Origin of the sequence: Streptomyces sp. GDS52 (assembly GCF_052246875.1) — a bacterium.
In the GTDB taxonomy this organism is placed as follows: domain Bacteria; phylum Actinomycetota; class Actinomycetes; order Streptomycetales; family Streptomycetaceae; genus Streptomyces; species Streptomyces cathayae.
On the sequence record NZ_CM125966.1, the window covers coordinates 6,552,270 to 6,577,546 of the forward strand.

Consider the following 25,277-nt stretch of genomic DNA (forward strand, 5'->3'; position numbering starts at 1 on the left):
TTACGCTGGCCTTCGGCCGCGAGCGCGTCCCGTGGCGCGGCGGTGGGGCCCGCCGTCCCCGAACCGCGGCACACCGCCGACGGTCCCTGCTTGTGGAGGCGCGCGCCCGCACGTCCGGGCCGCGCGACGAGTAGGAGACGCACACCCGTGACAGTCCCGCCCACCGAGGTTCTCCGCGGGCGCCGCCGGTCCCGGCGCGCCGCCGCTCCCGTCGTGGCCGTGGTCGCCCTCGGCGGGGGAGCGGGCGCCACCGCCCGGTACGCGGCCTCCCTGTGGTGGCCGACACCGGCGGACGGGTTCCCCTGGACGACCCTGGGGGTCAACATCACCGGCTGTGCCGTGATCGGCGTGTTCATGGTGATCATCACCGAGGTCCGCACCGCCCACCCCCTGGTCCGCCCGTTCTTCGGCACCGGTGTCCTCGGCGGTTTCACGACCTTCTCGACCTACGCCGTCGACGGCCGGAACCTGTTCGACGCCGGCAGCCACGGCCTCGCCCTCGCCTACCTCGCCGTCACCCCGCTCGCGGCGCTCGGCGCCGTGTGGACGGCCGCTTCCGCGACCCGCCGTGTGCTGAACAGGAGGCAGTCATGACAGGGACGACCGGCAGGGCGCTGCGCCTGACCGTGTTCATCGGCGAGAACGACACCTGGCACCACCGGCCGCTCTACTCGGAGATCGTCCACCGGGCCCACGCCGCGGGACTGGCGGGCGCCAGCGTCTTCCGCGGCATCGAGGGGTTCGGCGCCTCCTCGCTCGTCCACACCTCCCGGCTGCTGTCCCTGAGCGAGGACCTGCCGGTGGCGGTCGTCATCGTCGACACCGAGGAGCGGGTACGGGCCTTCCTGCCCGAGCTCGACGCGCTCGTCACCGAGGGGCTGGCGACCCTCGACGCCTGCGAGGCGGTCCGGTACCCGCGCGACGAACGGCCTTCCGGCCCTCCCGCCGCTCCCGGAACGGAGGGTGAGGGGCCGTGAACTGGCTGCTGGTCGTCCTCGGCGCCATAGTCGGGGCACCCCTGCGCTACCTCACCGACCGCGCGGTGCAGTCCCGGCACGACTCGGTGTTCCCCTGGGGAACCTTCACGGTGAACGTGGCCGGCTGCCTGACGCTCGGTCTGCTCACCGGCGCGGCGGCGGCGGCGGGCGCCGCGAGTTCGCACCTCCAGCTGCTGCTCGGAACAGGTCTGTGCGGCGCCCTGACCACGTACTCCACCTTCTCCTACGAGACCCTCCGCCTGGCCGAGGCGGGGGCGGTCCGCCATGCCGCCGCGAACGTCGTGGCGAGCGTCGCGGCCGGCCTGGGCGCGGCCTTCGCCGGCGCGGCCCTGGCCGACGCGCTGTGGGCGTGACGGACGTTCGTTCCCGCCGCTCCGCCGCCGTGTGCGGGTCGCAGCCCCCTCAGCGGGCCTCGCGCAGTGGTTCCCCCACGTTCCTGAGGTGGCGCAGCGCCGTGCCGTACGAGGCGAACAGCCCTGTCCGGCAGTACGGGACGCCCAGTTCCGCGCAGTACCGCTCGGTGATGACCTGGGCCCGGCCGAGGGCGGGCGTGGGCATGCTGGGGAAGAGATGGTGCTCGATCTGGTGGTTCAGCCCGCCCATGAAGACGTCGACGAACACACCGCCCCTGACGTTGCGGGAGGTGAGGACCTGACGGCGCAGGAAGTCCAGGCGCGTCCCCTCCTCGATCATCGGCATGCCCTTGTGGTTGGGGGCGAACACCGAGCCGAGGTAGATCCCGAACAGGCCCTGGTGGACGGCGAGGAAAGCGAGCGCCTTGCCGGGGGAGAGCACCGTGAACAGGCCGCCGAAGTACACGGCGAAGTGGGCGACGAGCAGTGTTCCCTCCAGCACCGGCCGCTTCACCGACGGGCCGCGCAGCGCCCTGAAGCTGCTGAAACTCAGATTGAGGCCCTCCAGCGTCAGCATCGGAAGGAACAGCGCCGCCTGGTGCTTTCCGACGAACCGCGCGACGCCCTGGGCCCGGCTCGCCTGGCGGCGTGACCAGACCAGGAGGTCGGGGGCGACGTCCGGGTCCTTCTGCTCGTGGTTGGGATTCGCGTGGTGGCGGGTGTGCTTGTTCATCCACCAGCCGTAGCTCATGCCCAGCAGTACGTCGGCCACCAGCAGACCACCGGCTTCGCTGGGGTGCCGACGGGAGAACACCTGGCGGTGCGCCAGGTCGTGCGCGGCGAGTGCGAGCTGCCCGAAGACCACGGACAGGGCCGCCGCGACGAGCAGCTGGCTCCAGCTGTCGCCCAGGACGAGGAAGGCGGTCACCCCTCCCGCGAGGGCGAGGGCCAGGGCCCCGAAGCGCAGGGTGTAGGAGAGCGGGCGGCGCCTGAGCAGCCCCTCGGCGGTGATGCGCCGCGACAGTTCGGCGAAGTCGCTCCCCCTCTCGCGGTCCGGTGTGGGCGGGGTTCCGGTGAGCACCGTTGGATTGGCCATGCACTTGAGTATGTGAACGACTCCCCGGCCGCAGAATGATGTGGGCCCCCAGAACGAGGGGGTGGGTAACCCCACCGCGTACACCGGGCCGGCCCCCGCTTGACAGTCCCCGCGTCCGCCCGCACGATCACTTCCGTGAACCTGTCAGACAGCCGGACAGGTGGGACGGGGCCGCGGCGCGTGAGCGCGATGGAAGCGGTTCTCACCCACCTCCGCGACGCCATCGAGCGGGGCGCGTACTCGGTCGGGGACAAGCTCCCCTCCGAGGCGGAGCTGTGCCGCACCCTCAAGGTCTCCCGGCCGGTGCTGCGCGAGGCCCTGCGGGCACTGCAGACCATGGGCCTGACCGTGTCCAGGACCGGCAAGGGCACCTTCGTCGTGGCCGATGCGGTGGGAGAGCCCACCTTCGGCGACTACGCGGCCGGTGACCTGCTGGAAGTGCGCCGCCACGTCGAGCTCCCGGTCGCCCGGTACGCGGCCCGGCGGCGCACCCCCGAGAACCTCGACCTGCTGAACCACCTGCTGGACCGGATGGACCGGGAGACCGACACCACCGCGTGGGTCGCCATGGACACCCTCTTCCACCTCACCGTGGCCGAGTCCACCCAGAATCCCGTGTTCCGCCGGGTCATCGAGGAGATCCGGGACGCGCTGGCCCGCCAGTCCGCCTTCCTGAACCAGCTGGGGGACCGGCGAGAGCAGTCCAACCACGAGCACCGGGCGATCGTGGAGGCACTGACCGACGGTTCCGAGGACGACGCCCTCGCGGCGATGTCCCACCATCTCGACCGCGTCGAGACGACTCTCGCCGCCATCGTCCGCCCGCCGGGCGCGCACCCTCCCACGGACACCACCACGGAAGAACGATCCCGATGAACCTCCCTTCCCCCGCAGCCGCACCCCCGGTCCGCGAACCCCTCCACGCCCCCGTCGCCCACCTCGTCCGCGGCGGGGTCGTCGAGGGGGTCCACTACGGTTCCGTCGTCGTCCTCGGCGCCGACGGCGAGGCCCGGCTCCGGCTCGGCGACATCGAGGCCGCCTGCTATCCGCGCTCCGCTCTCAAGCCCGTCCAGACCGTCGCCATGGTGCGCGCCGGGCTGCCGCTCGAGGGCGAACTGCTCTCCCTCGCCGCGGCCAGCCACTCCGGGGAGGAACGCCACCTCGCCGGTGTCCGGCGCGTCCTCGCGGGCGCCGGACTCACCGAGGACCACCTGCGCAACGTCCCGGACCTGCCGCTCGGCCCGGCCGTGCGGGACGTCTGGGTGCGTGACGGCCGCCCGCCCTCCCGGCTCGCCCAGAACTGCTCCGGAAAGCACGCCGCCATGCTGCTCACCGCGAAGCTCAACGGCTGGTCCCTCGAGGACTACCTCGACCCCGCCCACCCCCTCCAGCGGGCGATCGCCGCGAACATCGAGGACCTCACCGGGCAGCGCGTCGCCCGGGTGACCGTCGACGGCTGCGGCGCGCCCCTGTTCGCCGTCTCCCTGCACGGACTCGCCCGTGCCGCCGCCCGCGTCGTCACCGCCGCGCCCGGCACCCCCGAGGCTCGGGTCGCCGACGCGATGCGGGAACACCCCGAGATGGCCTCCGGCTCCGGCCGGGACGTCGCCGCCCTGATGCGGGCCGTCCCCGGGCTGCTCGCCAAGGACGGCTACGAGGGCGTCCAGATCGCCGCCCTGCCCGACGGCCGCGCCGTGGCCGTGAAGATCTCCGACGGGGCCGGCCGGGCGCGTGTCCCGGTGACCGCCGCCGCCCTCGCCCGGGCCGGGGTCGAGCCGGCCCTGCTCACCGGGTTCGCGGGCGAACCGCTGCTCGGCGGCGGCCGCCCGGTCGGCGAGGTCCGCCCCGCACCCGCGCTCGCCCCGCTCGACCGGTCCGGTGCGCGGTGAACGGTCCGCACGGGAGGGGAATCACCCCCCTCACGGCCGGGCCCACCTGAGCCGCAGGAACAGTGCCACGCCCGTCGCGCCCAGCAGCGCGGTGCACGCGACCGTCCACGCCACCGGCCGCTCCGGACCGGCGCCTCGTGCCGCGGGGGCCGAAGCCGAAGCCGGGGCCGGACCGGTCGCGGACCGGCCCCGGGGCCCCGGCATCGACGTGGCCCGCAGGGCGTCCAGCGACCCCACCGGATCGACCCGGCCGGACGCCTCGAACCCCCAGTCCAGCAGCGCGCGTGCCTCCTCGTACACGGGGTGCCCGCCGTCCGGCCGGGGGTTGAGGACCGTGACCACGAGGGTGCGCCCGTCCCTGCGGGCGGCCGCCACGAGGGTGTTTCCGGCATTGCTGGTGTAGCCGTTCTTGATCCCGAGGAGGCCCGGGTAGCGATCCACCCCGTCGGCTCCGGTGAGCAGCCGGTTGGTGTTGAGGATTCCGTACGATCCACCGTCACGGCCGGGGAACATCGCCTCCGCACGGGAGCAGTACCGTGCGAAGTCGGGGCTGTGCAGTCCGGCCCGGCCGAAGATTGCCAGGTCGAACGCCGAGGACACCTGGCCGGGAGCGTCGTAGCCGTCGGGTGACTCCACCCAGGTGTCGTGGGCGCCCAGGGAGCGGGCCTTCTCCTGCATCTGCTCGGCGGTGGCCTGCCAGCCGCCGTTGAGCGCGGCCAGGACGTGCACGGCGTCGTTGCCGGAGCTGAGGAAGACCCCGTTCCACAGGTCGGAGATCCGGTAGGTACGGTCCTCGGCGACCCCGACGAGGCTGCTGCCGGGGCTGATGTCCGCGAGTTCCTCCGCGCTGACGGTGTGCCGGAGGCTGCCCGGCAGGACGGGCAGCACGGTGAGGGCGAACAGGGTCTTCAACGTGCTGGCGGGCGGCAGCCTGCGGTGCGCGTCGTGCGCCGCGAGCACCTCACCGGAGTCGGCGTCGGCCACCAGCCAGGACCGGGCGGACAGCTCCGGGACCTCGGGTGCCTCGGAGCGGAGGCGCACCTGGGTGCCGGAGCGGTACAGCAGCGAGTCCGGCGCGGCGCGTGAGGCGGAGCCGGCCGGCGGCGCGGGGTTCGGACGCGTACCGGCAACCGCCGCGGCGGGCGCGAGCGCCAGCAGGCCCGCGGTGCAGAGGGCACAGGCGGACACGGCAGCCCGCGAAGCAAGTCCGATAGTCATACCGCAAACGTAGGAAGGGAACCCCGGAGGGCCGTGGTGACCGGGCCGGGGGTTCTTCGCCAGCACCCGGATGCCGTACGCCGTTACGTCGGTCGGCCATCGGGCAGGGTCGGCCGGACACTCCGGAGGAAGGTCGCGTTGTCGGGGGTCTCCCGCATCCGCTCCAACAGGGTCTCCAGGCCCGCCGCCTGCCCGTCCCGGGGCCGGAGAACCCGGCGCAGACCGCGTACGGCGGCCAACTCCGCGGGGGTGAGCAGCAGTTCCTCGCGACGGGTGCCGGACGGAACGATGTCGACGGCCGGGAACAGCCGGCGGGAGGCCGCTTCACGGCTCAGCCGGAGCTCCATGTTGCCGGTGCCCTTGAGTTCCTCGAAGTAGAACTCGTCGGCGCGGGAACCGGTCTCCACCAGGGCCGAGGCGAGAATCGTGAGCGAGCCGCCTTCCTCCGCCTTGCGGGCGGCGCCGAAGAACCGCTTCGGCCCGACCAGCGCGGACGTGTCGACACCGCCGCTCATGGTGCGGCCACCGGAGGGTGCGGCGTTGTTGTACGCCCGGCAGAGCCGGGTCAGCGAGTCGAGCAGGACGACCACGTCCTCACCCGCCTCGACCAGCCGCTTGGCCCGCTCGATCACCAGCTCGGCCAGGGCGATGTGCTGTCTCGCGGGCCGGTCGAAGGTCGAGGCGTACACCTCGCCGCGCACCGAGCGCCGCATGTCGGTGACCTCCTCGGGACGCTCGTCGAGCAGGACGACCATCAGCCTGCACTCGGGGTGGTTGCCCGCCACGGCCGCCGCGAGCTGCTGGATCAGAACGGTCTTGCCGGTTTTCGGCGGGGCCACGAGCAGACCGCGCTGCCCCTTGCCGACGGGGGCGAGCAGATCGACGAGGCGCCCGGCCGGACCGGACGCGGGGTGCTCCAGGCGCAGCCGCTCCCGTGGGTGAAGCGGCGTCAGGTCCCCGAAGCGCGGCCGGTGGCGCAGCGTGTCGGGGGTACGGCCGTTGACCCGGACGATCTCGGTGAGGTTATGCCGGTCACCGTGCAGCCCTTCGACGTGATCGCCCTTGCGCAGGCCGTGCCGGCGGACCAGCGCGGGGGAGACGGCGAGGTCGGACGGGGAGGGCAGACAGGTGCCGGCCCGCAGCTGCGCCTTCCCGGCCGCATCGATGTCGAGGACACCGCTGACGGGTCGGGGCTGCTGGTGGACGGAGGGGCGGGGGAGTGCGGTGGTGGTCACGGAGGCCGGACCTTTCGTGGGCGACGGGGGGGGAGGGGGGGAAGAACACGCGGTGGAACGGACATGCGAAGGGAAGGAGGGGAACCGCGCCGGAGGGCGCGTCCGCGCTCCTGGGCTGCGGGAAACAGCACCTCGGCGGTGGCGATGGAGCCCTGCTCACGAGGTGGTGGGGAACGCCGGACGGCCGGTCGGAAACGACGGGCGGATCGGTGAACCGATGAACCGGCGAAAAGCGGGAGGAGAACCGGAGAAGAAAGAGAAGAAACGGCACCGAGGCCTGTGATGTGCACGGAGGCGCTGAACGAGTGCTGTCACCAAGGTACCACGGGGCGCACGAGCACGGTCGAGGACGACGGCGTGCGAACCGGAGAGCCGCAGAAGGGCCCGCCGGGACGGTCGGCGGGCCCTGGGGTCGAACAGGTCGGGCGAGCGGGCGGTGTTCCGCCGTTCCCGAGTGCGGTCAGGCCGAGCGGTCCCGCTCCTCACGCGCGATTTTCTCGAACTGCGCACCCATGGCGGCCGCGAGAGCCTGCGCGCCGGACAAAGGACGCACCATCACGGTGAATTCGTCGATACGGCCGTCGTCGTCGACATGGATGAAGTCGCAGCCCTCGATCTCGCGGTCACCCACCCGCGCGGAGAAGACCAGCGCGTGGTCACGGCCGTTCACGTCGTTGATCTCCCGCAGGTACCGGAAGTCCTCGAAGACCTCCGCCACCGCGCGCAGGATCGCCGCCGTGATCGGCTTTCCGGTGTAGGGCTTGAAGACGACCGGGCTGGTGAAGACGACGTCCTCGGCCAGCAGCGCTTCGGCGGCGTCCATGTCGTGCGCCTCGACGGCCTCGCGGAATGCCCGCATCACAGCTCCTCACATCAATGGTTCGCACAGGAGTGCACGAGGCTAGCCCCTCGGGCGATGCCCGGGTCTAGGCTGATCCGATGTTCAGCCCCGAAGGCCCGCGGCTGCGGGAACTCGCCGTCCAGGCGCTGTCGTCCGTGGAGCGCGGCTACGACCTCCTCGCGCCGAAGTTCGACCACACCCCCTTCCGTACACCCGGCTCGGTGCTCGACGCCACCGCCGGGGCGCTGCGGAGGCTGGGGCCGTTCGACACCGGGCTCGATCTGTGCTGCGGCACCGGCGCGGGCGTGGACGTACTGGCGCAGGTGTGCCGCCGAAGCGTCACCGGCGTCGACTTCAGCGCGGGCATGCTCGCCGTCGCGCGCGAGCGGACCCGGCCCGGGGGACCGCCGGCCGGTCATGTGCGGGCGGACGCGCGGGCGCTGCCGTTCGGGCCCGCCTTCGACCTGGTGGTGAGCTTCGGGGCGTTCGGCCACTTCCTGCCGCGCGAGCTGCCGGAGCTGTTCGCCCAGGTCCACCGGGTGCTGCGGCCGGGAGGACGGTTCGCCTTCCCGGTGGGCGCTCCGTCCCGGCCGGGCTCACTCGTGTACTGGAAGCTGCTGGGCTTCGACACGGTGATGCGGGTGCGCAACGCGGTGTGGCGCCCGCCGTTCGTCATGTACTACCGCACCCTCCGCTTCGGCGGCCTCCGGCACGAGCTGGACCGGGCCGGGTTCCGGGTCGAACTCCACCCGCTGCCCGGATTCGGGCAGCGGCCGGACGGCAGCCCCCGAGCCCGCCTGGTCGTCGCCCGGCGGCCCGAGGAGTAGCCGGAGCGCGCCTCCCCGGCACCCCGGCCGGCCCTCCGCGTGTTCCCCGGTCAACGGCCCGGTGAGGTCGAGGAGAAACGCTACGCCGACCAGGCAGCGGCCGAACCGGTGAAGCCGAAACCGCGTCACTCTGCTCTGACCAGCGGTTCCGCCCCCCTCGCGCGGCGGGCGAACATCAGATCGTCATAGATGTCGATTCGGGATGTACCGGATGTTTCGGTGCTGTGCCCCATGCTGGATCGCGCTGCGTCCAACCCCACTCGAGGCCCTTCGGGGCAGGGGTGGGTACGTGTGCGACCGACCGGAGGGCCATGTTCAGTCAGGAACACAACCGTCAGACTTCTTCTCGACCCCGCCGCGCCGTACTCGGTGCCGGGATCGCCGCCGTGGGATCCGGCCTGCTCGCCGCCTGCTCGGACGGCGCACCGGACCGCAAGCACGTCGTGGGTGCTCCGGGCCCCGAGCCCGAGCGCTTCACCCCTTCGAGGGACGGCACGCAGACACCGTCCGCAGAGACTCCGAGCTCCGAACGGCCGGCCCGGGAGCTGACCCTCACGGCGACTGCCGGCACAGTCGACCTGGGGGGTGGGCAGACCGTCAGGACGTGGACGTACAGTGACGAGCTGCCAGGCCGTGAGCTCCGTGTCACCGCGGGTGAGAGACTCAAGGTGACCGTGAACAACCATCTGCCGGAAGCCACCACGGTGCACTGGCACGGCATCGCCCTGAACAACGACATGGACGGCGTGCCGTACGTGACGCAGCGGCCGATCGCCACGGGCAAATCGTTCACGTACCAGTTCCGCGCTCCGGACCCCGGCACCTACTGGTTCCACCCGCACCTGGGCGTGCAGATCGACCGTGGTCTCTACGGGCCACTGATCGTGGACGACCCCCGTGAGCCCCTCTCCTACGACCGGGAGTGGGTCATCGTGCTCGACGACTGGCTCGACGGGGTGAACGGCTCGACCCCGGATGAGGTGTTCGCGCAGCTCCGCAAGGGCAAACCCGCGATGGGACACGGCCCGGGGCACGACGGGCATGAGGGTGACGGCTCGCCTACCCGTCCCCGGGGAGGCATCGACGTCGGGCACGGGCCGCCCCTGAACTATGCGCCGGGGCGCGGGGACGACGACCCTTCGGAGCCGTCGCGCGGCGGTAAGAGCACCTCCCGGGTGCTGAGGGGCGCCTTCAGCAGACTGCTCGGCGGGCACGCGGCCAGTGTCGACCACCCGTACTACCTGATCAACGGGCGGACTTCGGTCGACCCCACACAGTTCAAGGCCAAGCCCGGCGAACGCATCCGGCTGCGCATCATCAACGCGGGCGCTGAGACGGCGTTCAGGGTGGCGCTCGGGGACCACCAGCTCACCGTCACCCACAGCGACGGCTTTCCCGTACGGCACCACAAGGTCGACTCGCTGCTCCTGGGCATGGCCGAGCGGTACGACGTGCTCATCACCGTGAAGAGCGGGGTCTTCCCGCTCACGGCGCTCGCCGAGGGGAAAGGCGGGTCGGCGATGGCCGTCCTGCGCGCGGGCAGCGGCGCCACCCCGAAGCCGTCCGCGCGTCCGGCGGAGCTGAACCGGAACGTGCTGACCGCGGCCGGGCGGCTCCGGCCGCAGGAGTCCGTGGCCCTGGACCGGCGCAAACCCGACCGTCAGATCAAACTCGTCCTGACCGGCAGTATGAAGAAATTCAACTGGGGCATCGACCACCGGCCCTATTCGCCACACCGCATCCACAAGGTCGAACGTGGTGAGCGGGTGCGGTTGGTCGTCTTCAACGGCACGGACATGTGGCATCCCGTCCATCTGCACGGCCACACCTACGGCCTGGCCGGCGGCGACTCCCCCGGTGCCCGCAAGGACACGTCCGTGGTGCTGCCGCACCACAAGCTGGTGGCCGATTTCGACGCGGACAATCCAGGGCTGTGGATGCTGCACTGCCACAACATCTACCACTCGGAGTCCGGGATGATGACGACACTCGGCTACGAGTAGCCACGCGGCTGCCCCGTCGGGGCGGGACCCGCCGACGGCAAAAGGGCCGGCTCGGAGGAGGAACCCCTCCTCCGAGCCGGCTCTTCGCCGTTGCGGGCGCCCTGCCACACACCTGCCGTCACGTCCGCCCGACGTGCGGCTCCCCCCGCTGGACGGGAGAGGCCGACCGGCCGGTCAGCACGCGCCGGCCGGTTCGGAGACCCGGCAGACGTTGTCGACGAACTTGTTGTCCTTGCCCTTCTCGTCGCGGGTGACCAGGTCCGCCGGACCGTTGCCCAGGACGAGGTTGTCGCGGACGGTGTTCTGCTCGTTGGAGACGCCGTCCATGCTGCCGAACACGACGATCCCGCCGGAGTACGGGGAGTCACCCACGTTGTCGCGGACCGCGTTCTGCGTCACCAGCACCTTCTCCGCGCCGACGAGGACGATGCCGACCCCCTGGAGGTGTGGCAGGCGCTCGGAGGCGGGACAGTACTCGTTGTTCTCGTGGACCGCGTTGCGGCGGACGGTCAGGTCGCCCGTCGTGCGCGGCAGCACGACGAAGACACCCGCGCAGTTCTCGGTGACGAGGTTGTGCTCGACGGTGAGGTTCCTGAGCCGGCGGGTGGTCAGGCCGATCCGGTTGCCCGTCAGGAGGTTGCCGCTGATCACCGTGCCACCGGAGTCGAGGGTCTTGCTCTCCGCGTCGGCCTCGAACACGTTGGCGGTGTAGAGCCCGGCGTCGCCGTTGCCGCTCGCGGTGTTGTAGCGGAACGAGCCACGGGTGGAACGATCCTGCGCGATGCCCCACCGGCCGTTGTCCCGGGCGGTCACCCGGCGGACCTCCAGCTGGTCGGTGCGCGTGGCCGTGAGACCGTTCCTCTTGAACCCCTCGACGGTCAGCGACTGGATCCGCGCCCCGGTGACGGGCTGTTCGTCCGTGCCGGTGACACAGATGCCGTCCCCCGCCTCGGCGCACGCGCTCCCCGCCTCCTCGTCCTCTCCGGGCACGATCACGGTCTGCTCGCCCGCGCCCCGGAGGGTCAGCGGCTTGGTGAGCGTGACGCTTCCGCGGTAGGTGCCCCGCGTCAGGACGATGGTGGCTCCGGGGGCGGCCGCGTCGACGGCCTCCTGGAGGGACTGGTCCGGACGGACCACCTGCTCGGACGCACTGCGGGCGGAGGCGGCCGGCGCGAGGGCGCCCATGCCGACGACGAGCGGCGCGATGGCGCAACTAATGCACGTGACTTGGTATTTCCTCATGATCCCGACGTTATGGGCGACCCCGCGGCGCCGCCACTCTTGGCAACCATACGGATACAGAAAGGAGCCGATCGGGCCTGTCGCCCGGCCCCGCGCCCGCGCGAGGTCAGGCGTACGAGCGCAGCCAGCGGAGCTTGGCCGCCTCCTGGAAGGGCCCGCCGCCCTCGTGGTCGTTGAAGTCGTACACCTCGATGGACTTGTCGTCGTGCGTCCAGGCGTTGAAGGCGGCGAAGACCGTCGAGGGCGGGCAGGTCTGGTCCTCGAGAGCCGCCGAGAACAGCGCCGGGGCACGGCCGCGGGCGGCGAAGTGCACCCCGTCGAAGTAGGACAGGGTGCGCAGGGCGTCCTCGGTGCGTCCCCGGTGCGTCCTGAGGAAGAGGCCGATCTCCCGGTACGGGTGCCGGTCGGTGAGCGTCGCGGCACGCGGGAAGTCGCACAGGAACGGCACGTCCGGGGCGACGGCCGCCAGGTCCGGGACCAGGCCGCCCACCGCGAGGGCGACCCCGCCGCCCTGACTCGCGCCGACGGCCGCGGTACGGGCCGCATCGGCCAGCGGGTGTGCGCGGGCCGCCTCCACCGCGCGCACCGCGTCCGTGAACACCCGGCGGTAGTAGTAGTTCTCGGGGGCGTCGATGCCACGCGTCATGAACCCGGGGTACGCCGGCGCGCCGCCCACCGGGTCCGCCGTACCACCGCCGGCGCCCCACCCGCTGCCCTGGCCGCGGGTGTCCATCACGAAGTGCGCCCGGCCCGTGGACGCCCACAGCAGATGCTCGTGGGGCAGCCCGCGACCCCCGCCGTAGCCGATGAACTGCACGACCAGCGGCAGTGGCTCCTCGGCCCCGGCGGGCAGCGTCAGCCAGCCCTTGACCGGGTGGCCCCCGAAACCGGCGAACGTCACATCGAGGACCCGCACCGTGGACAGGCCCGTGTCGACCGGCTCGAAGCGGACGTCCAGATCGTGCTCGCGCGCCTCCGCGAGCGTCTTGGACCAGAACGCGTCGAAGTCCTCCGGGGCCGTGGACGCGCTCCGGTACTCGCGCAGTTCGTCGAGCGGCAGGTCGAACAGGGCCATGGGGACCGCCTTTGTACGGAGACAGGACGAAGCGATCACACCGTACGTGGGCCGCGGGAGCGGTCGCCAGAGCGCGTGCGGGACTCCGTCCGCGTGCGACGCGGGAACAGAGGCACACAGGTGAAGGGCGCGGAAAGCGCTTGTGCCCGGTGGGGCCGGCGTCCTGCGGCGGCCCTGGCGCGGCGCGGGTCAGCCGAAGCGCTCGATACGGATCCGGTCCACGGGCTGGCCGGCCGCGACAAGCAGCCTGGAAGCGTGCTCGGCAAAGGAGTTGGAACCGCACACATAGGCTTCCCACCCATCCTCGGGAGCCTCGGCCAGGAGCGGCGCCACATGTGCGGCCGCCATACGTCCCACGGCCACACCCTCCGGCGCGCTCCGGGTGAACACGGGCAGGGTCTCCGCACCGAGCTCACCCCGGTAGATCAGCTCCTCGGGGCTGCGCGCCGACACCAGCAGCCGCAGGGGCAGTGACAGGCCCCGGGTCCTGTGGTGCCGCACCATCGACATCAGCGGGACCACACCCGAGCCGGCCCCCAGCAGCAGCGCGGGCCGGTCGCCCGGCCAGGCGAAGAAGCCGCTCAGCGGGCCGCGCACCTCGACCCGGTCACCGGGCCGGGCCACCGAGTGGAACCAGCCGGAGACCTCGCCGCCCGCCACATGGTCCAGGGTCAGCTCGAGGTACCCGGAGTCGTCCGGTGCGGACGCGATCGAGTAGTGGCGCTGAGCCACATAGCCGTCCTCGGCGGTCAGCCGCAGCAGCAGGTGCTGACCCGGCACATGTCCCGGCCAGCCGGGCACGGCGAAGCGGAAGGTCGCGGCGCGCGGGGTCTCGCGGCGGATTTCGGTCAGGGTCGCCGTCCGCCACACCGAGGCCGCCTGCCGGCCCACGCCGATGCGTCCGGGCACGGCGAACCGTGTCGGCGGGGCGAACCGGGCGGGCGGAGCCGGGTCCCCGGGCCCTCGCGGCAGTGTCACTCGCTCAGTCACCGGAGTACCGCTGCTCCTCCCAGGGATTGCCGCGTGCGTGGTAGCCGTTGCCCTCCCAGAAACCCGGCTCGTCGTGGTCGAGGATCCGCAGGCCCGCGATCCACTTGACGCTCTTCCAGAAGTACAGGTGCGGCACGATCAGCCGGGCCGGGCCGCCGTGCTCGGACGGGATCGGCCGGCCGTCGTACTCCCAGACGATCCAGGCCCGTCCGCCGGTCAGGTCGGCGAGCGGCAGGTTCGCCGTGTAGCCGGTGTGCGAGTAGGCGACGGCATGGGTGGCGGACCCGTCGGGCCGGACCAGATCCATGAAGGTGTCCAGACAGACGCCGCCGAAGCGCACCCCGAACTTCGACCAGCCCGTCACACAGTGGATCGCGCCCTCGTACGCCGAGGCCGGCAGGGCGTGCGCCTGCTCCCAGTCCCAGGTACGGGGATCGGCCACCAGCCCGTCGATCCGGAACGTCCAGTCGGCGGGCGCGAGGTCGGGGGTGACCTCGGCGGACAGCACGGGCCATTCGTCGCCCGCGTCGTACTGACCGGGCGGCAGACCGGGGTGGTCCACGCGGGGGCGGCCGGTGAAGCCGCGGGTGATGTTCACGTGATCGGCGATTCCGTTACGAGTGGTGCTCAGGTGTTTCCGGTGTTTCCGGCTTCAACCGTACGGGGTGCCGGAGAGCACCCGCACACCGATCTCGCCTGCCGGCCCACGGCCGTACCGCCGGCCTCGGTCCCGCCCCACCGTGTGCACCGCGCCATACAAAGAACGCCGTACGGCCGGCAGCGTCGTCGGGTAGTGTGGCGGCCCGGCTGCGGACGGTCCCAGCCGTCGACGGCCCGGGGAGGTGAGACCCATTACCGCTGTGTCAGGTCGGGTGCTCTCACCTCGAAGCGACGCGGATCACCCGCAGTAGGTGACCGCGGGAGCACCCTTCGGCTCCCGAAAGGCTCTTGCCGCCATGCCGTCCCCCTCGCCCGTCCCCCCGTTCTCTCCCGCCGGGCCGCCGCACGCCCCGCCTTCAGCGCCCGCCGCCCGGGACTCCGTCGTCGCCACGCTGCGCACCGCCGGCTGTGTCTTCGCCGAGGACGAGGCCGAGCTGATCCTCGCCGCCGCGCACACCCCGGACGAAGCGACCGCGATGGTCGCGCGCAGGGTTCGCGGGCTCCCGCTCGAACTCGTCGTCGGCTGGGCCGAGTTCAGGGGTCGGCGGATCGTCGTGACCCCCGGCGTCTTCGTACCCCGGCGCCGTACCGAGTTCCTCGTGACGCAGGCGCTCGCCCAGGCGCCCGACGCGGCCGTCGTCGTGGACCTGTGCTGCGGTTCGGGCGCCGTCGGCGCGGCGCTGGCCGACGGGCTCGGCGCGGCCGAACTGCACGCCGCCGACATCGATCCGGTCGCCGTGCGCTGTGCCCGCCGCAATGTCGCGGACGCCGGCGGGCAGGTGCACGTCGGAGACCTGTTCGAGGCGTTGCCCGCAGCGTTGCGCGGCCGGATCGACATCCTCGCGGCCAATGTGCCGTACGTGCCCAGCGACGAGATCGGTCTGCTCCCGCCGGAGGCCCGCGACCACGAGCCGCGCGTCGCACTCGACGGCGGCACGGACGGGCTCGACGTGCTGTGCCGGGTGGCCGCCGGGGCCCCCGAGTGGCTGGCGCCCGGCGGGTGCCTCCTGGTCGAGACGAGCCGTCGGCAGGCTCCCGCGGCCGCCGCCGTCCTCACCGGTGCCGGACTGCGGGCCCGCCGGGCCGCCTCCGAGGAGGAGGACGCCCATGTCGTGATCGGCGTCAGACCGTAGGAGTGCCCCCGCGTTCCGTACCGTCGGGAGTCGTCGCGCGGGCGATGAGCAGGGCCACGTCGTCGAAGTTGTCGGGCTCGTGCAGCGTGCGCAGCAGCAGGTCGCACATGTCCTCGAGGGGGCGGTCGGGGCCCTCCAGCAGGGTGAGCAGGCGGTCGAGACGCTGGTCCAGCGGGTCCCGGCGGGTCTCGACGAGGCCGTCGGTGTAGAGCACCAGCCGGTCGCCCGGCTCGATCCCGACGACGGTCGTGGAGAACGTGACGCCGCCCACGCCCAGCGGCACCCCGGTGGGCAGATCGAGCAGTTCCGGGGTGCCGCCGGCCCGTACCCGTACCGGCGGCAGATGTCCCGCGTTGGCGATCAGGCACTGGCGCTCACGGGGGTCGTGGACGGCGTAGACACAGGTGGCGATGGCATCCTCCAGACCGCCGACGATCCGGTCGAGGTGCTCCAGGAGCACCGCCGGATCGAGGCCGAGCGAGGCCAGTGTGTCCGTCGCCGTGCGCAGCCGTCCCATGGTGGCCGCCGCCTGGATGCCGCTGCCCATCACGTCGCCCACCACGAGGGCCGTCCTGCCGCCGCCGAGCGGTATCACGTCGAACCAGTCACCGCCCACCTCGCTGGTGCTGCCCGCGGGCTGGTAACGGGAGGCGACCTCGAGCCCGCCCGTGACGGGCGGATGGCTGGGCAGCAGACTGCGCTGCAGGGTGAGCGCGGCGTCGCGGGCGCTCTGGTACCAGCGGGCGTTGTCGATCTGCACCGCCGCCCGGGCGGCCAGTTCCCGGGCCAGCAGCAGATCGTCCTCGTCGAACGGACGCGGATTGCCGGTGCGCTTGAGGTCGAGCGCACCCAGCACCTCGCCGCGCGCGATGAGCGGCACGGCCAGATACGAGTGCACACCCGCCCGGCCCAGCAGTTCGGCCGCCGGGGCGGAGCGGGCGATGCGGGTGAGGTGTTCGTCCTTCACCCGCGGCAGCATCACGGGCAGGCCGGTGCGTACGCACTCGGTGACCAGCCGGTCCGGTCCGTACAGGACCACCTGGCCCGGCGGATCGGCCGCCCGCAGGGCGTCGTCCGAGCCCGCGCCCTCGCCCCGGACCGCCAGCGCCCGGATCATCGCCGGTTCGGCCGGGGTGAGGGCGCTGCGGTGGCCCCGGACCACCGCGTCCAGCAGGTCGACGGCCGCCACGTCGGCCAGTTCCGGCACGGCCACGTCGGCCAGCTCACGGGCCGTACGCTCCAGGTCCAGGGTGGTGCCGATCCGTACCGAGGCGTCGGCGACGAGGGCCAGCCGGCGCCGGGCCGTCTCGGCCTCCATGGCCGCCCGGTACTGCTCGGTGACGTCCACCACGGACACGGCCACGCCCAGCACCGAGCCGAGCGCGTTCTCCAGCCGGTAGAGCGAGACCGACCAGGCGTGGTCCACCTCGGGATCGGCCGGGGTCCGGCCGATCATGGACTGGTCGACGACCGGTTTCCCGGTGTCCAGGACCCGGAACGCCACGGTCTGGATGGCCTCGGCGTCCAGCCGTGGCAGCACCTCGGGGACCGTGCGGCCCAGATGGTCGTCGGCCGGCACGCCGTTGATCTGTGCCAGCGCCGGGTTGACCGAGACGTACCGCAGACCGGTGTCCAGTACGGCCAGCCCGATCGGGGACTGGGAGACGATCCGGGTGGACAGCGCCACGTCCCGCTCCATCCGGCGCACGGTCGACTGGTCGACCGCGAGGCCGAGGGCGTAGACGGCGCCGCGGTCGTCCGTCAGCCGCATGTTGCGGAACTCCACCAGCCGGGTGCCGCCGTCCTTGCGCCGGATGGGGAAGGCCCCGGCCCAGCTCTGCCCGGTGCGCATGACGTCGGAGAACAGCTTGATCACCAGGTCCAGGTACCGCTCGTCCACCATGATCCGCGCGGCGTACCGGCCCAGCGCCTCCTCGGCGCCGTAGCCGAACAGTTCCTCGGCCTGAGGACTCCACAGGACGATCCGTCCCTCGGGGTCCAGCACCACCGAGGCCACACGCAGCACGTCGAGCAGCCCGCTGGGACGGGTCGGCCCCGGTGCCGTTCCGTCACCCTCGCCCAGGGGTGACTCGGCTGAACTCATCGCACGCCCCGCCTTCGCCGATTCCCACGGCACACCGTCGCGGTGCCGTCATCCCTTGTTCTACCGCGCGTGGGGGCGATTTTCCGCCGCTCCGACGGTCTCCCGCCACCTTCTTCCTCTCATCCGGTGAGTGCCCCGCGATCCCCCGGGCACGCCGGTGGTGCGCGGGTGGTGCTCCCGAGCGTGCGGTGTTTCCCCGGGGAGGGGCGGGGAAGCCGGGAGGCGACGAGAGGAGCGATCACGATGGGCAGTGAGCGAGCGCACCCGGAATCCGTCTCGGTCGAGATCAGCGGGTGCGACAAACATGACGCGCGGATCGTCTTCGACACGCTGTGCGCGTGCTACACGTCCGACCGGTGCTCCGACGACGTACCGGAGAAGTTCCACGAGACCCGCCCGATGGTGTGGCTGGGCACGTTCGACGTCGCCGCCCCGCGGGAGGGCGGTGCCCGCCCGGCCCGGCTGTCGTCGTCGGTCGACGCCGACGTGCACGGCGGCTACTGGGCCGTCGACCGGTTCCGCACCACCCTGGACTCCCTGTTCACGGTGCACGATCTGAGCACGGTCTCGGGCGACCAGGAGGAGGAACTGCACATCCGTCTCGAAAGCCGGTGACCCACCGGGGCGCGGCGGCGCGCACAGACGCCCCGACGGTGCTCCGCGTCGCCGGCTCACCGCGCCCTCCGTCACGTTTGTGCAACTAGTTGCACAAACGGGTGCGCGTCCTCTACAAAAGAGGCACCACACCGCGCACGGAGGGCCCGATGAGCCGATACCCGCACCTGCTGACCCCTCTCGACCTGGGTTTCACGACCCTGCCCAACCGGGTCCTCATGGGCTCCATGCACATAGGCCTCGAGGAGGCCGAGGGCGGCTTCGCGCGCATGGCCGAGTTCTACGCCGCCCGTGCCCGCGGCGGTGTGGGCCTCATCGTCACCGGAGGCATCGCACCCAACGACGAGGGGCGGGCCTTCGAGGGCGGCGCGAAGCTCACCACCGACGCGGAGGCCGAGCAGCACCGGACCGTCACCGAGGCGGTGCACCGCGAGGGCGGGCGGATCGCCCTGCAGATCCTGCACTTCGGCCGGTACGCCTACCACCAGGACCTGGTCGCCCCCAGCCCGCTCCAGGCGCCGATCAGCCCCTTCGTACCCCGCGAACTCACCGACGCCGAGGTCGAGCGCACCGTCGACGACTACGTCCGCACCGCCCGCCTCGCCCGGCAGGCCGGCTACGACGGCGTCGAGATCATGGGCTCCGAGGGCTATCTGATCAACGAGTTCATCGTCGAGCAGACCAACCGGCGCACGGATCGCTGGGGCGGCTCGTACGAGAACCGGACGCGCTTCCCCCTCGAGATCCTCCGCCGGGTGCGCGAGGCGGTCGGTGAGGACTTCATCGTCATCTACCGGCTCTCCATGCTGGACCTCGTCCCCGGCGGTTCGACCCTGGACGAGGTGATCGCACTGGCCCGCGCCGTCGAGGAGGCCGGCGCCACGATCATCAACACCGGCATCGGCTGGCACGAGGCCCGCATCCCCACCATCGCCACCTCGGTACCCCGTGGTGCGTACACCTGGGTGACGAAGCGGCTCATGGGCGAGGTCTCGGTGCCCCTCGTCACCACCAACCGCATCAACACCCCCGAACTCGCCGAGGAACTGCTCGCCGAGGGACACGCCGACATGGTGTCGATGGCCCGCCCGATGCTGGCCGACCCCGACTTCGTCGCCAAGGCCGCGGCCGGCCGGTCCGAGGCGATCAACACCTGCATCGGCTGCAACCAGGCCTGCCTGGACCACACCTTCAGCGGACAGATCACCTCCTGCCTGGTCAATCCGCGCGCCTGTCACGAGACCGAACTGGTGCTGTCACCGACCAGGCACCGCAAGCGCGTCGCGGTCGTCGGCGCCGGCCCGGCCGGGCTCGCCTGCGCCGTCAGCGCCGCCGAACGCGGCCACGACGTCACCCTGTTCGACGCCGCGAGCGAGATCGGCGGCCAGCTCAACGTCGCACGGAAGGTCCCCGGCAAGCAGGAGTTCGACGAGACCCTGCGCTACTTCCGTACCCGGCTCGCCGAACTGGCCGTGGACGTACGCCTGGACACCCTGGCCACGGCCGACGACGTCGCCGGCCACGACGAGGTCGTCGTCGCCACCGGTGTCAGCCCGCGCGTGCCCGACCTCCCCGGCATCGACCACCCGAGCGTGCTCGGCTACCTCGACGTGCTGCGCGACGGCGCCCCCGTCGGCGACCGGGTCGCGATCCTCGGCGCGGGCGGCATCGGCTTCGACGTCGCCGAGTTCCTCACCGACGGCGGCGACAAGGCGCACGAGCACCCCGAGACGTACTTCCGCCAGTGGGGCGTCGACATGGAGCACCGCACGCCCGGCGGTCTCACCGCGCCCCGGCGGCCCGCCCCGCCGCGCACCGTCCACCTGCTCCAGCGCAAGACGTCCAAGGTCGGCGCCGGGCTCGGCAGGACCACCGGCTGGATCCACCGCACCGAACTCCGCCACCGCGGCGTCACCATGGTCCCCGGGGTGCGCTACGACCGTATCGACGACGCCGGTCTGCACGTCACCGTCGACGGCGAGAGCAGCGTCCTGGAGGTGGACACGGTCGTCCTGTGCACCGGCCAGGAACCGCGCCGCGACCTGTACGAGGAACTGGTCGCCGCCGGGCACGCCGTCCACCTGATCGGCGGCGCCGACCTGGCCGCCGAACTGGACGCCAAACGCGCCATCAAGCAGGGCACGGAGCTGGCGGCGGCCCTGTAGAGCGGCGCGTTCCGTCCCTAGGATCGATCCCATGTCACTCCCGCACGCCATCCTCACCGCCCTGCTCGAGAAGCCGTCGTCAGGGCTGGAGCTGACCCGGCGCTTCGACAAGTCGATCGGCTACTTCTGGTCCGCGACGCATCAGCAGATCTACCGCGAGCTGGGGAAACTGGAGGCCGAGGGGATGATCCGGGCGCTGTCCGCCGAACAGCCCGCCCGCGGGCAGAAGAAGTCCTACGAGGTCCTGCCGGCGGGCCGGGCCGAACTGGCCCGCTGGACCTCCGCCGCGCAGGACCCCAAACCGCTCCGCGACACGCTGCTGCTGCGGCTGAGGGCGGCGGCGGTGGTCGGCACCGAGGGGCTCGAGGCCGATTTCCGGCGCCATCTGGAGCTGCATGAAAGGCAGTTGGCGGACTACAAGGACATCGAGCAGCGCGACTTCCCACCCGGCAGGGGCGGCCGGGAGGACCGGCTCCGGCATCTGGTGCTGCGGGCCGGCATCGACCTGGAGACCTTCTGGACCCGGTGGCTCGAGCATGCGCTGACGGAGTTCGCGGAGCTGACGGAGCTCGCGGAGCTGCCGGACACCGAGCGGGTGGGGCGAAACGAGCGGACCGGGCGGGCGGAGCCGGCCGACTCGCCGGACCCCGCTCCCACGGACCCGTCCGGCTCCGGGCGTGCGGAACCGGACGGATCGGGCTCCGGAGGGAAGTGACGCCGGCCGCCCGACCGGAGCGCGTCGGACGTGATGGCGGCCGGCGCCGTCTCAGAGGCGGTTCGGCCTGCCGCGCCGCCGCAGGTACCAGGCCGTGGCGACGAGACCGGTACCGACCAGCGCGCCGCCTGCCACCAGTGTCACCGTGCCGTAGTCCGTGGAGCCGCCGCCGATGCCGCCCAGCACCCCGAGGGTCGGCGAGGCGGAGGCCGCCGGGCTGGGAGCGGGAGCGGGATCGGCGGCGACGACGACGGACTGCGTGCCCGCGGTGGTCCCGTTCGAGCACACCACGATCACCGTGTGGGTCCCCGAGCCGACGCCCGACCAGGCGGCGGACTGTCCCGAGCCGGTCCCGGCCAGCGCCACCTGGCGGCCCTGGGAGAAGTTCGACTGGCTGCTGTCGAGCAGCGAGGCAGTGCCCCAGCTGCCGTTGAGCTGGGCGCACGCGGTGGTGGTGACGGAGACCGTCGAACCGGTGGTGCTCACGGAGATTCCGGGGCCCGAGGCGGCCGGACCCGCCAGGGTCAGAGGCAGCGCGGCGGCGGCTGCCACGGTCAGACCGGAACGGAGCAGTGGCTTCGAATAGCGCATGTGAACTGCCTTCCGGCGGCACGGCCGGCGGTACATCCCTTGCGCCGCCGAGGGTCGGGGAGCGCCCGTGCCGCCACGGGCCCAGCCAATGCGCACCCGGCCCGCGGCGCATTCTGGCCGCCGCCGGGCAGGTGACGACTGCCGTCGCCCGGACGAGGACGGGCTCAGCGGCGCGGGCCCGTCGTCACCGTGCGCTCCGCCGAGAAACCACCCCAGGTCCCGTCCGGCAGTTTGGCCCGGATCCGTACCCGATGGGTGACCCCCGCGTCCTCGCCCGCGTAGAAGCTGTACGTCGCCCGGTCGCGCGGCGCGTCCCCTCCGTAGACGAGTGAGGTGGCCGCGCGGCCGTCCAGCCGCACCTCGTACTCGGTGATCACCCCGTCCACGCGCGGCGGCACCCAGCTGAGGTCGATGTGGTACGCACCCTCGAAGCGGTGACTCGTGGCGCGGAAGCCGGTGGGCGCCGTGGCGCGACCGTCGTCACGGCCCGGTGTGGTGAGGCGGACGGGGCCGCCGGCGGGGGAGAGGTTGTCGGCGGCGTCCCGGGCCCGGACGGTGAAGACGTAGCGGGTACCCGGCCGCAGCCCCGTCACCACGGTGGCGGTCTGCCCCCCGCCGACACTGTGGATCTTCGTCTCTCCCTGGTACACCTCGTACGAGAGCACGCCCCGGTCGTCCGTCGAGGCCGACCAGGACAACTGCGCCGCCCGGCTGCCGGCCGCTGTGCCGCGGACGTCCGTGGGGAGGCTGGGCGCGGACCGGTCGGCCGCCGTGGCCGCGGGTGTCGTCGCCCGGACCTCCCGGCTGCGCGGTCCGAGCCGCCCGTCCGTGTCCCGCGCCCGCACGGTGAAGGCATATGTGGTGGCGGGCCGGAGCCTGGTGACATCCACCATGTGTTCGGAACCGGGTACTTCCTTGATTTTTGTGGCGCCCCGATACACCTCGTACCGGCTCACCTCGGCGCTCGCGGCGACGACGGTGTTCCACATGACGTGCACGCTGGTGGCGCTTCCGGCCTCGGCCGTGACACCTGTCGGAGCCCCGGGAGGCCGTTCGCCGTCGTTCCCGCTTCCGTTCCCGGATCCGCTCCCACCGCAGGAGACGAGCAGCAGGAGCCCCCCGCAGAGCGTGCCGCGGAGCATCCCGCGCAGCGCGCCGCGCCGACGCGGGGGCACGGCAACAGGAACGCCTCGCACGGCTCTGCCTCCCGAGGGGCACAGGAAACGGTGAAATGGTCCGTACCAATATGACGTGGCTGACGCGGCCACATCAAGAGGGTGCGGCGGGGTCCTTGTGAGGCGGCCGCAGGCGCACCGCACGGCCCCTGAAAACCGAGACCCCGCCCTGAGGACCGCCGGGCGGCAGCGACGACGGGGGAGAGGCGCGCCCGGCAGTCCGTGAACGGCGACCGCGCCGAAACCCGACCCTCACACCTTCCGGTACGTGTACGCCTCCGCCGCTGCGGCCTCCACCGCCGCGAGGTCCGCTCCCGTCGCCGCCGTGACCACCGCGGCCACCGCCCCCTCCACGAACGGCGCGTCCACCAGCCGGGTGTGCTCCGGGAGTTCGTCGCCCTCGGCGAGCAGCGCCTTCACGGTGAGCACCGCGCTGCCCAGATCGGCCAGGACGGCGACCCCGGCGCCGCCGTCGACGGACGCCGCCGCGGTGACGACGAGTGCGGCGCTCGTACCGAGACCTCCGTCCTCCGTGCCGCCCGCCGGGGCGACGGCCACCGCGGTACCGGCTCCGGCCAGGCCCGTCGCCAGCTCGGCGACCGAGGCCGCCACCTGCGCGCTGTGCGACACCAGGACGATCCCCACCAGCTTCCCGTCACTCATCGGCAGCCTCCGCGGCTCCGGTGGGGCCGGAGGCATCGGCGAGGCCGGCGATCAGCAGCGCCGACGAGGTGGCCCCGGGATCCTGGTGCCCGATGCTCCGCTCGCCCAGGTAACTGGCCCTGCCCTTGCGGGCCCGCAAGGGCGTCGTGGCCACCGCACCCTCCTCGGCGGCGGCCCGCGCCGCGGCGAAGGAATCACCGAGCGCGTCGGCCGCGGGCACCAGGGCGTCGATCATCGTCTTGTCGCCCGGCGCCGCGCCCCCGAGCTGCCGGACCGCGTCCACTCCGGTGCGCAGCGCCTCGGCCAACTGCTCCCTGCTCACCTCGGTGGCCGCCCCGAGTGCCTTGCCGGTGCGGCGCAGCAGCGTCCCGTACAGGGGCCCGGACGCGCCGCCCACGCTCGAGATGAGCAGGCGCCCGGACAGGGTCAGGACCGCGCCGGGCGTGGCGGGCGGCTCCTTCTCCAGCGCGGCCCGCACCGCGGTGAACCCGCGCTGGAGGTTAGTGCCGTGGTCGGCGTCCCCGATGGGTGAGTCGAGGGCGGTGAGCCGCTCCGCCTCACGGTCGACGGACGCGGCGGTCACCGTCATCCAACGGCGGAAGAATTCGGCGTCGAGCACTGGAACTCCTTGCGAGATAGGCACTGTGAACCGATACCCCGGTGTCCGTCAGACACCCCAGCGCAGTCCCGGGGTGTTCACCGGCGCGTCCCACAGCCGCAGCAGCTCCTCGTCGATCTGGCACAGGGTGACCGAGGCGCCGGCCATGTCGAGCGACGTCACGTAGTTGCCGACGAGGACCCGGGCGACGGGGACACCACGCTCGCCGAGCACCCGCTGCACCTCGGCGTTGAAGCCGTACAGCTCCAGCAGCGGGGTCGCGCCCATGCCGTTGACCAGGACCAGGACCGGATTGCGGGGGGTGAGGTCCTGGAGGATCGCGTCGACGGCGGCCTCGGCGATCTCGCCCGAGGTCATCATCGGCCGCCGCTCCCGGCCCGGCTCGCCGTGGATACCGATGCCCAACTCCAGCTCGCCGGACGGCAGATCGAAGGTGGGGCTGCCCTTGGCGGGCGTGGTGACGGCGCTCAGGGCCACGCCGAAACTGCGGGAGTTCTCGTTGACCTGACGGGCCACGGCCTCCACCCGCTCCAGCGGCTGCCCCTCCTCGGCCGCCGCGCCCGCGATCTTCTCCACGAACAGCGTCGCCCCGGTACCGCGCCGGCCGGCGGTGTAGAGGCTGTCGGTCACCGCGACATCGTCGTTGACCAGTACTTTCGCGACCTGGACGCCCTCGTCCTCGGCGAGCTCGGCGGCCATGTCGAAGTTGAGCACGTCACCGGTGTAGTTCTTCACGACGAACAGCACCCCGGCCCCGCTGTCCACGGCCGCCGCCGCCCGCACCATCTGGTCGGGCACGGGGGAGGTGAACACCTCACCGGGGCAGGCCGCCGAGAGCATCCCGGGCCCCACGAACCCGCCGTGCAGCGGCTCGTGCCCCGATCCGCCGCCGGAGACCAGACCCACCTTCCCGGCCACGGGGGCGTCCCGCCGGACGATCACCCGGTTCTCCACATCCACCGCGAGTTCGGGATGAGCCGCCGCCATCCCCCGCAAGGCGTCCGCGACCACGGTCTCCGGCACATTGATCAACATCTTCACGGGTGCCTCCTAGAGTGCTTGGCAGGTGA

At 72.5% G+C, this 25,277-nt stretch carries 24 protein-coding genes and 1 pseudogene; 11 read left to right on the top strand and 14 right to left on the bottom strand.

Translation table 11 applies throughout. The features are described from left to right. Positions 1–147: 147 nt before the first annotated feature. The 3 genes from crcB (ACTWJ9_RS30020) to crcB (ACTWJ9_RS30030) are packed head-to-tail and all read left to right on the top strand — an operon-like array spanning position 148 to position 1,351. Entirely contained in the window at positions 148–594 is a 447-nt protein-coding gene (gene crcB / locus ACTWJ9_RS30020; RefSeq protein ID WP_279337414.1) for a fluoride efflux transporter CrcB, read from the top strand. Further along, positions 591–977 (top strand): DUF190 domain-containing protein, encoded by a 387-nt coding sequence (locus tag ACTWJ9_RS30025; RefSeq protein ID WP_279337415.1) that lies wholly within the window; start codon positions 591–593, stop codon positions 975–977. Before crcB (ACTWJ9_RS30020) ends, ACTWJ9_RS30025 begins: the two co-directional genes overlap by 4 nt. After that, positions 974–1,351 carry a fluoride efflux transporter CrcB gene (gene crcB / locus ACTWJ9_RS30030; protein WP_443294966.1) on the top strand — a complete coding sequence of 126 codons (378 nt, stop codon included), beginning with the start codon at positions 974–976 and terminating at the stop codon, positions 1,349–1,351. The genes ACTWJ9_RS30025 and crcB (ACTWJ9_RS30030) overlap by 4 nt, the downstream gene beginning before the upstream one ends. 49 nt (positions 1,352–1,400) lie before the next feature. Here the strand turns inward: crcB (ACTWJ9_RS30030) and ACTWJ9_RS30035 are convergent, their stop codons facing one another. Further along, positions 1,401–2,447, bottom strand: coding sequence for a fatty acid desaturase family protein (locus ACTWJ9_RS30035; RefSeq protein ID WP_443294967.1), 1,047 nt, complete (start codon positions 2,445–2,447; stop codon positions 1,401–1,403). 135 nt (positions 2,448–2,582) lie between these two features. Between ACTWJ9_RS30035 and ACTWJ9_RS30040 the strand changes: the two genes are divergently transcribed. Further along, positions 2,583–3,323: a FadR/GntR family transcriptional regulator gene (locus ACTWJ9_RS30040; RefSeq protein ID WP_443294968.1), complete on the top strand. Its 741-nt coding sequence runs from the start codon at positions 2,583–2,585 to the stop codon at positions 3,321–3,323. Then, entirely contained in the window at positions 3,320–4,336 is a 1,017-nt protein-coding gene (locus tag ACTWJ9_RS30045; protein WP_279337419.1) for an asparaginase, read from the top strand. Before ACTWJ9_RS30040 ends, ACTWJ9_RS30045 begins: the two co-directional genes overlap by 4 nt. 30 nt (positions 4,337–4,366) lie before the next feature. On the opposite strand, the gene ACTWJ9_RS30050 is transcribed toward ACTWJ9_RS30045, so the two are convergent. The 3 genes from ACTWJ9_RS30050 to ACTWJ9_RS30060 form a co-directional block, all read right to left on the bottom strand. Continuing rightward, positions 4,367–5,554: a D-alanyl-D-alanine carboxypeptidase family protein gene (locus ACTWJ9_RS30050; RefSeq protein WP_443294970.1), complete on the bottom strand. Its 1,188-nt coding sequence runs from the start codon at positions 5,552–5,554 to the stop codon at positions 4,367–4,369. A gap of 83 nt (positions 5,555–5,637) precedes the next feature. Continuing rightward, the gene (gene rho / locus ACTWJ9_RS30055; RefSeq protein WP_279337422.1) at positions 5,638–6,789 is read right to left on the bottom strand and encodes a transcription termination factor Rho; all 1,152 of its coding nucleotides are present in this window, start codon (positions 6,787–6,789) and stop codon (positions 5,638–5,640) included. Between the two features lie 460 nt (positions 6,790–7,249). Next, positions 7,250–7,648, bottom strand: coding sequence for a nuclear transport factor 2 family protein (locus tag ACTWJ9_RS30060; RefSeq protein WP_279337423.1), 399 nt, complete (start codon positions 7,646–7,648; stop codon positions 7,250–7,252). A gap of 80 nt (positions 7,649–7,728) precedes the next feature. On the opposite strand from ACTWJ9_RS30060, the gene ACTWJ9_RS30065 reads away from it, so the two are divergent. Beyond that, positions 7,729–8,457: a class I SAM-dependent methyltransferase gene (locus ACTWJ9_RS30065; protein WP_279337424.1), complete on the top strand. Its 729-nt coding sequence runs from the start codon at positions 7,729–7,731 to the stop codon at positions 8,455–8,457. Between the two features lie 311 nt (positions 8,458–8,768). Beyond that, on the top strand, positions 8,769–10,460 hold the full coding sequence (locus tag ACTWJ9_RS30070) for a multicopper oxidase family protein (protein ID WP_387039644.1): 1,692 nt from the start codon (positions 8,769–8,771) through the stop codon (positions 10,458–10,460). A gap of 174 nt (positions 10,461–10,634) precedes the next feature. Here ACTWJ9_RS30070 and ACTWJ9_RS30075 read toward each other — a convergent pair whose 3' ends face one another. The 4 genes from ACTWJ9_RS30075 to ACTWJ9_RS30090 all read right to left on the bottom strand — a co-directional run bounded on the left by ACTWJ9_RS30075 (position 10,635) and on the right by ACTWJ9_RS30090 (position 14,365). Beyond that, positions 10,635–11,702 (bottom strand): right-handed parallel beta-helix repeat-containing protein, encoded by a 1,068-nt coding sequence (locus tag ACTWJ9_RS30075; protein WP_279337426.1) that lies wholly within the window; start codon positions 11,700–11,702, stop codon positions 10,635–10,637. Positions 11,703–11,808: 106 nt separating this feature from the next. Further along, positions 11,809–12,777, bottom strand: coding sequence for an acetylxylan esterase (locus ACTWJ9_RS30080; protein ID WP_279337427.1), 969 nt, complete (start codon positions 12,775–12,777; stop codon positions 11,809–11,811). 189 nt (positions 12,778–12,966) lie between these two features. After that, entirely contained in the window at positions 12,967–13,686 is a 720-nt protein-coding gene (locus ACTWJ9_RS30085; RefSeq protein WP_387037000.1) for a ferredoxin reductase, read from the bottom strand. Positions 13,687–13,759: 73 nt separating this feature from the next. After that, the gene (locus ACTWJ9_RS30090; RefSeq protein ID WP_279337428.1) at positions 13,760–14,365 is read right to left on the bottom strand and encodes a sulfite oxidase-like oxidoreductase; all 606 of its coding nucleotides are present in this window, start codon (positions 14,363–14,365) and stop codon (positions 13,760–13,762) included. 358 nt (positions 14,366–14,723) lie between these two features. Here ACTWJ9_RS30090 and ACTWJ9_RS30095 point away from each other — a divergent pair, with 358 nt between their 5' ends. Beyond that, the gene (locus ACTWJ9_RS30095; RefSeq protein WP_387036998.1) at positions 14,724–15,560 is read left to right on the top strand and encodes a putative protein N(5)-glutamine methyltransferase; all 837 of its coding nucleotides are present in this window, start codon (positions 14,724–14,726) and stop codon (positions 15,558–15,560) included. On the opposite strand, the gene ACTWJ9_RS30100 is transcribed toward ACTWJ9_RS30095, so the two are convergent. Further along, a complete protein-coding gene (locus ACTWJ9_RS30100) occupies positions 15,550–17,664 on the bottom strand; it encodes a SpoIIE family protein phosphatase (protein ID WP_279337430.1) in 2,115 nt (704 codons plus the stop codon). The genes ACTWJ9_RS30095 and ACTWJ9_RS30100 overlap by 11 nt on opposite strands. Before the next feature lie 243 nt (positions 17,665–17,907). On the opposite strand from ACTWJ9_RS30100, the gene ACTWJ9_RS30105 reads away from it, so the two are divergent. The 3 genes and pseudogenes from ACTWJ9_RS30105 to ACTWJ9_RS30115 all read left to right on the top strand — a co-directional run. After that, complete coding sequence (locus ACTWJ9_RS30105) at positions 17,908–18,279, top strand: hypothetical protein (RefSeq protein WP_279337431.1); 372 nt, start codon at positions 17,908–17,910, stop codon at positions 18,277–18,279. A gap of 149 nt (positions 18,280–18,428) precedes the next feature. Further along, positions 18,429–20,444 (top strand): FAD-dependent oxidoreductase, encoded by a 2,016-nt coding sequence (locus tag ACTWJ9_RS30110; protein WP_387036992.1) that lies wholly within the window; start codon positions 18,429–18,431, stop codon positions 20,442–20,444. 31 nt (positions 20,445–20,475) lie between these two features. Next, a pseudogene (locus tag ACTWJ9_RS30115) lies at positions 20,476–21,012 on the top strand (PadR family transcriptional regulator); the annotation flags it as partial. A gap of 198 nt (positions 21,013–21,210) precedes the next feature. On the opposite strand, the gene ACTWJ9_RS30120 reads toward ACTWJ9_RS30115, so the two are convergent. The 5 genes from ACTWJ9_RS30120 to dhaK all read right to left on the bottom strand — a co-directional run bounded on the left by ACTWJ9_RS30120 (position 21,211) and on the right by dhaK (position 25,248). Further along, positions 21,211–21,750, bottom strand: coding sequence for a hypothetical protein (locus ACTWJ9_RS30120; protein WP_279337433.1), 540 nt, complete (start codon positions 21,748–21,750; stop codon positions 21,211–21,213). A 164-nt stretch (positions 21,751–21,914) separates the two neighbouring features. Then, positions 21,915–22,946 (bottom strand): fibronectin type III domain-containing protein, encoded by a 1,032-nt coding sequence (locus ACTWJ9_RS30125; protein ID WP_387036990.1) that lies wholly within the window; start codon positions 22,944–22,946, stop codon positions 21,915–21,917. A 231-nt stretch (positions 22,947–23,177) separates the two neighbouring features. Beyond that, complete coding sequence (locus ACTWJ9_RS30130) at positions 23,178–23,588, bottom strand: PTS-dependent dihydroxyacetone kinase phosphotransferase subunit DhaM (protein WP_279337434.1); 411 nt, start codon at positions 23,586–23,588, stop codon at positions 23,178–23,180. Beyond that, positions 23,581–24,207, bottom strand: coding sequence for a dihydroxyacetone kinase subunit DhaL (gene dhaL / locus ACTWJ9_RS30135; RefSeq protein WP_279337435.1), 627 nt, complete (start codon positions 24,205–24,207; stop codon positions 23,581–23,583). Before dhaL ends, ACTWJ9_RS30130 begins: the two co-directional genes overlap by 8 nt. Before the next feature lie 48 nt (positions 24,208–24,255). Further along, a complete protein-coding gene (gene dhaK / locus ACTWJ9_RS30140; protein WP_279337436.1) occupies positions 24,256–25,248 on the bottom strand; it encodes a dihydroxyacetone kinase subunit DhaK in 993 nt (330 codons plus the stop codon). Positions 25,249–25,277 lie beyond the last annotated feature (29 nt).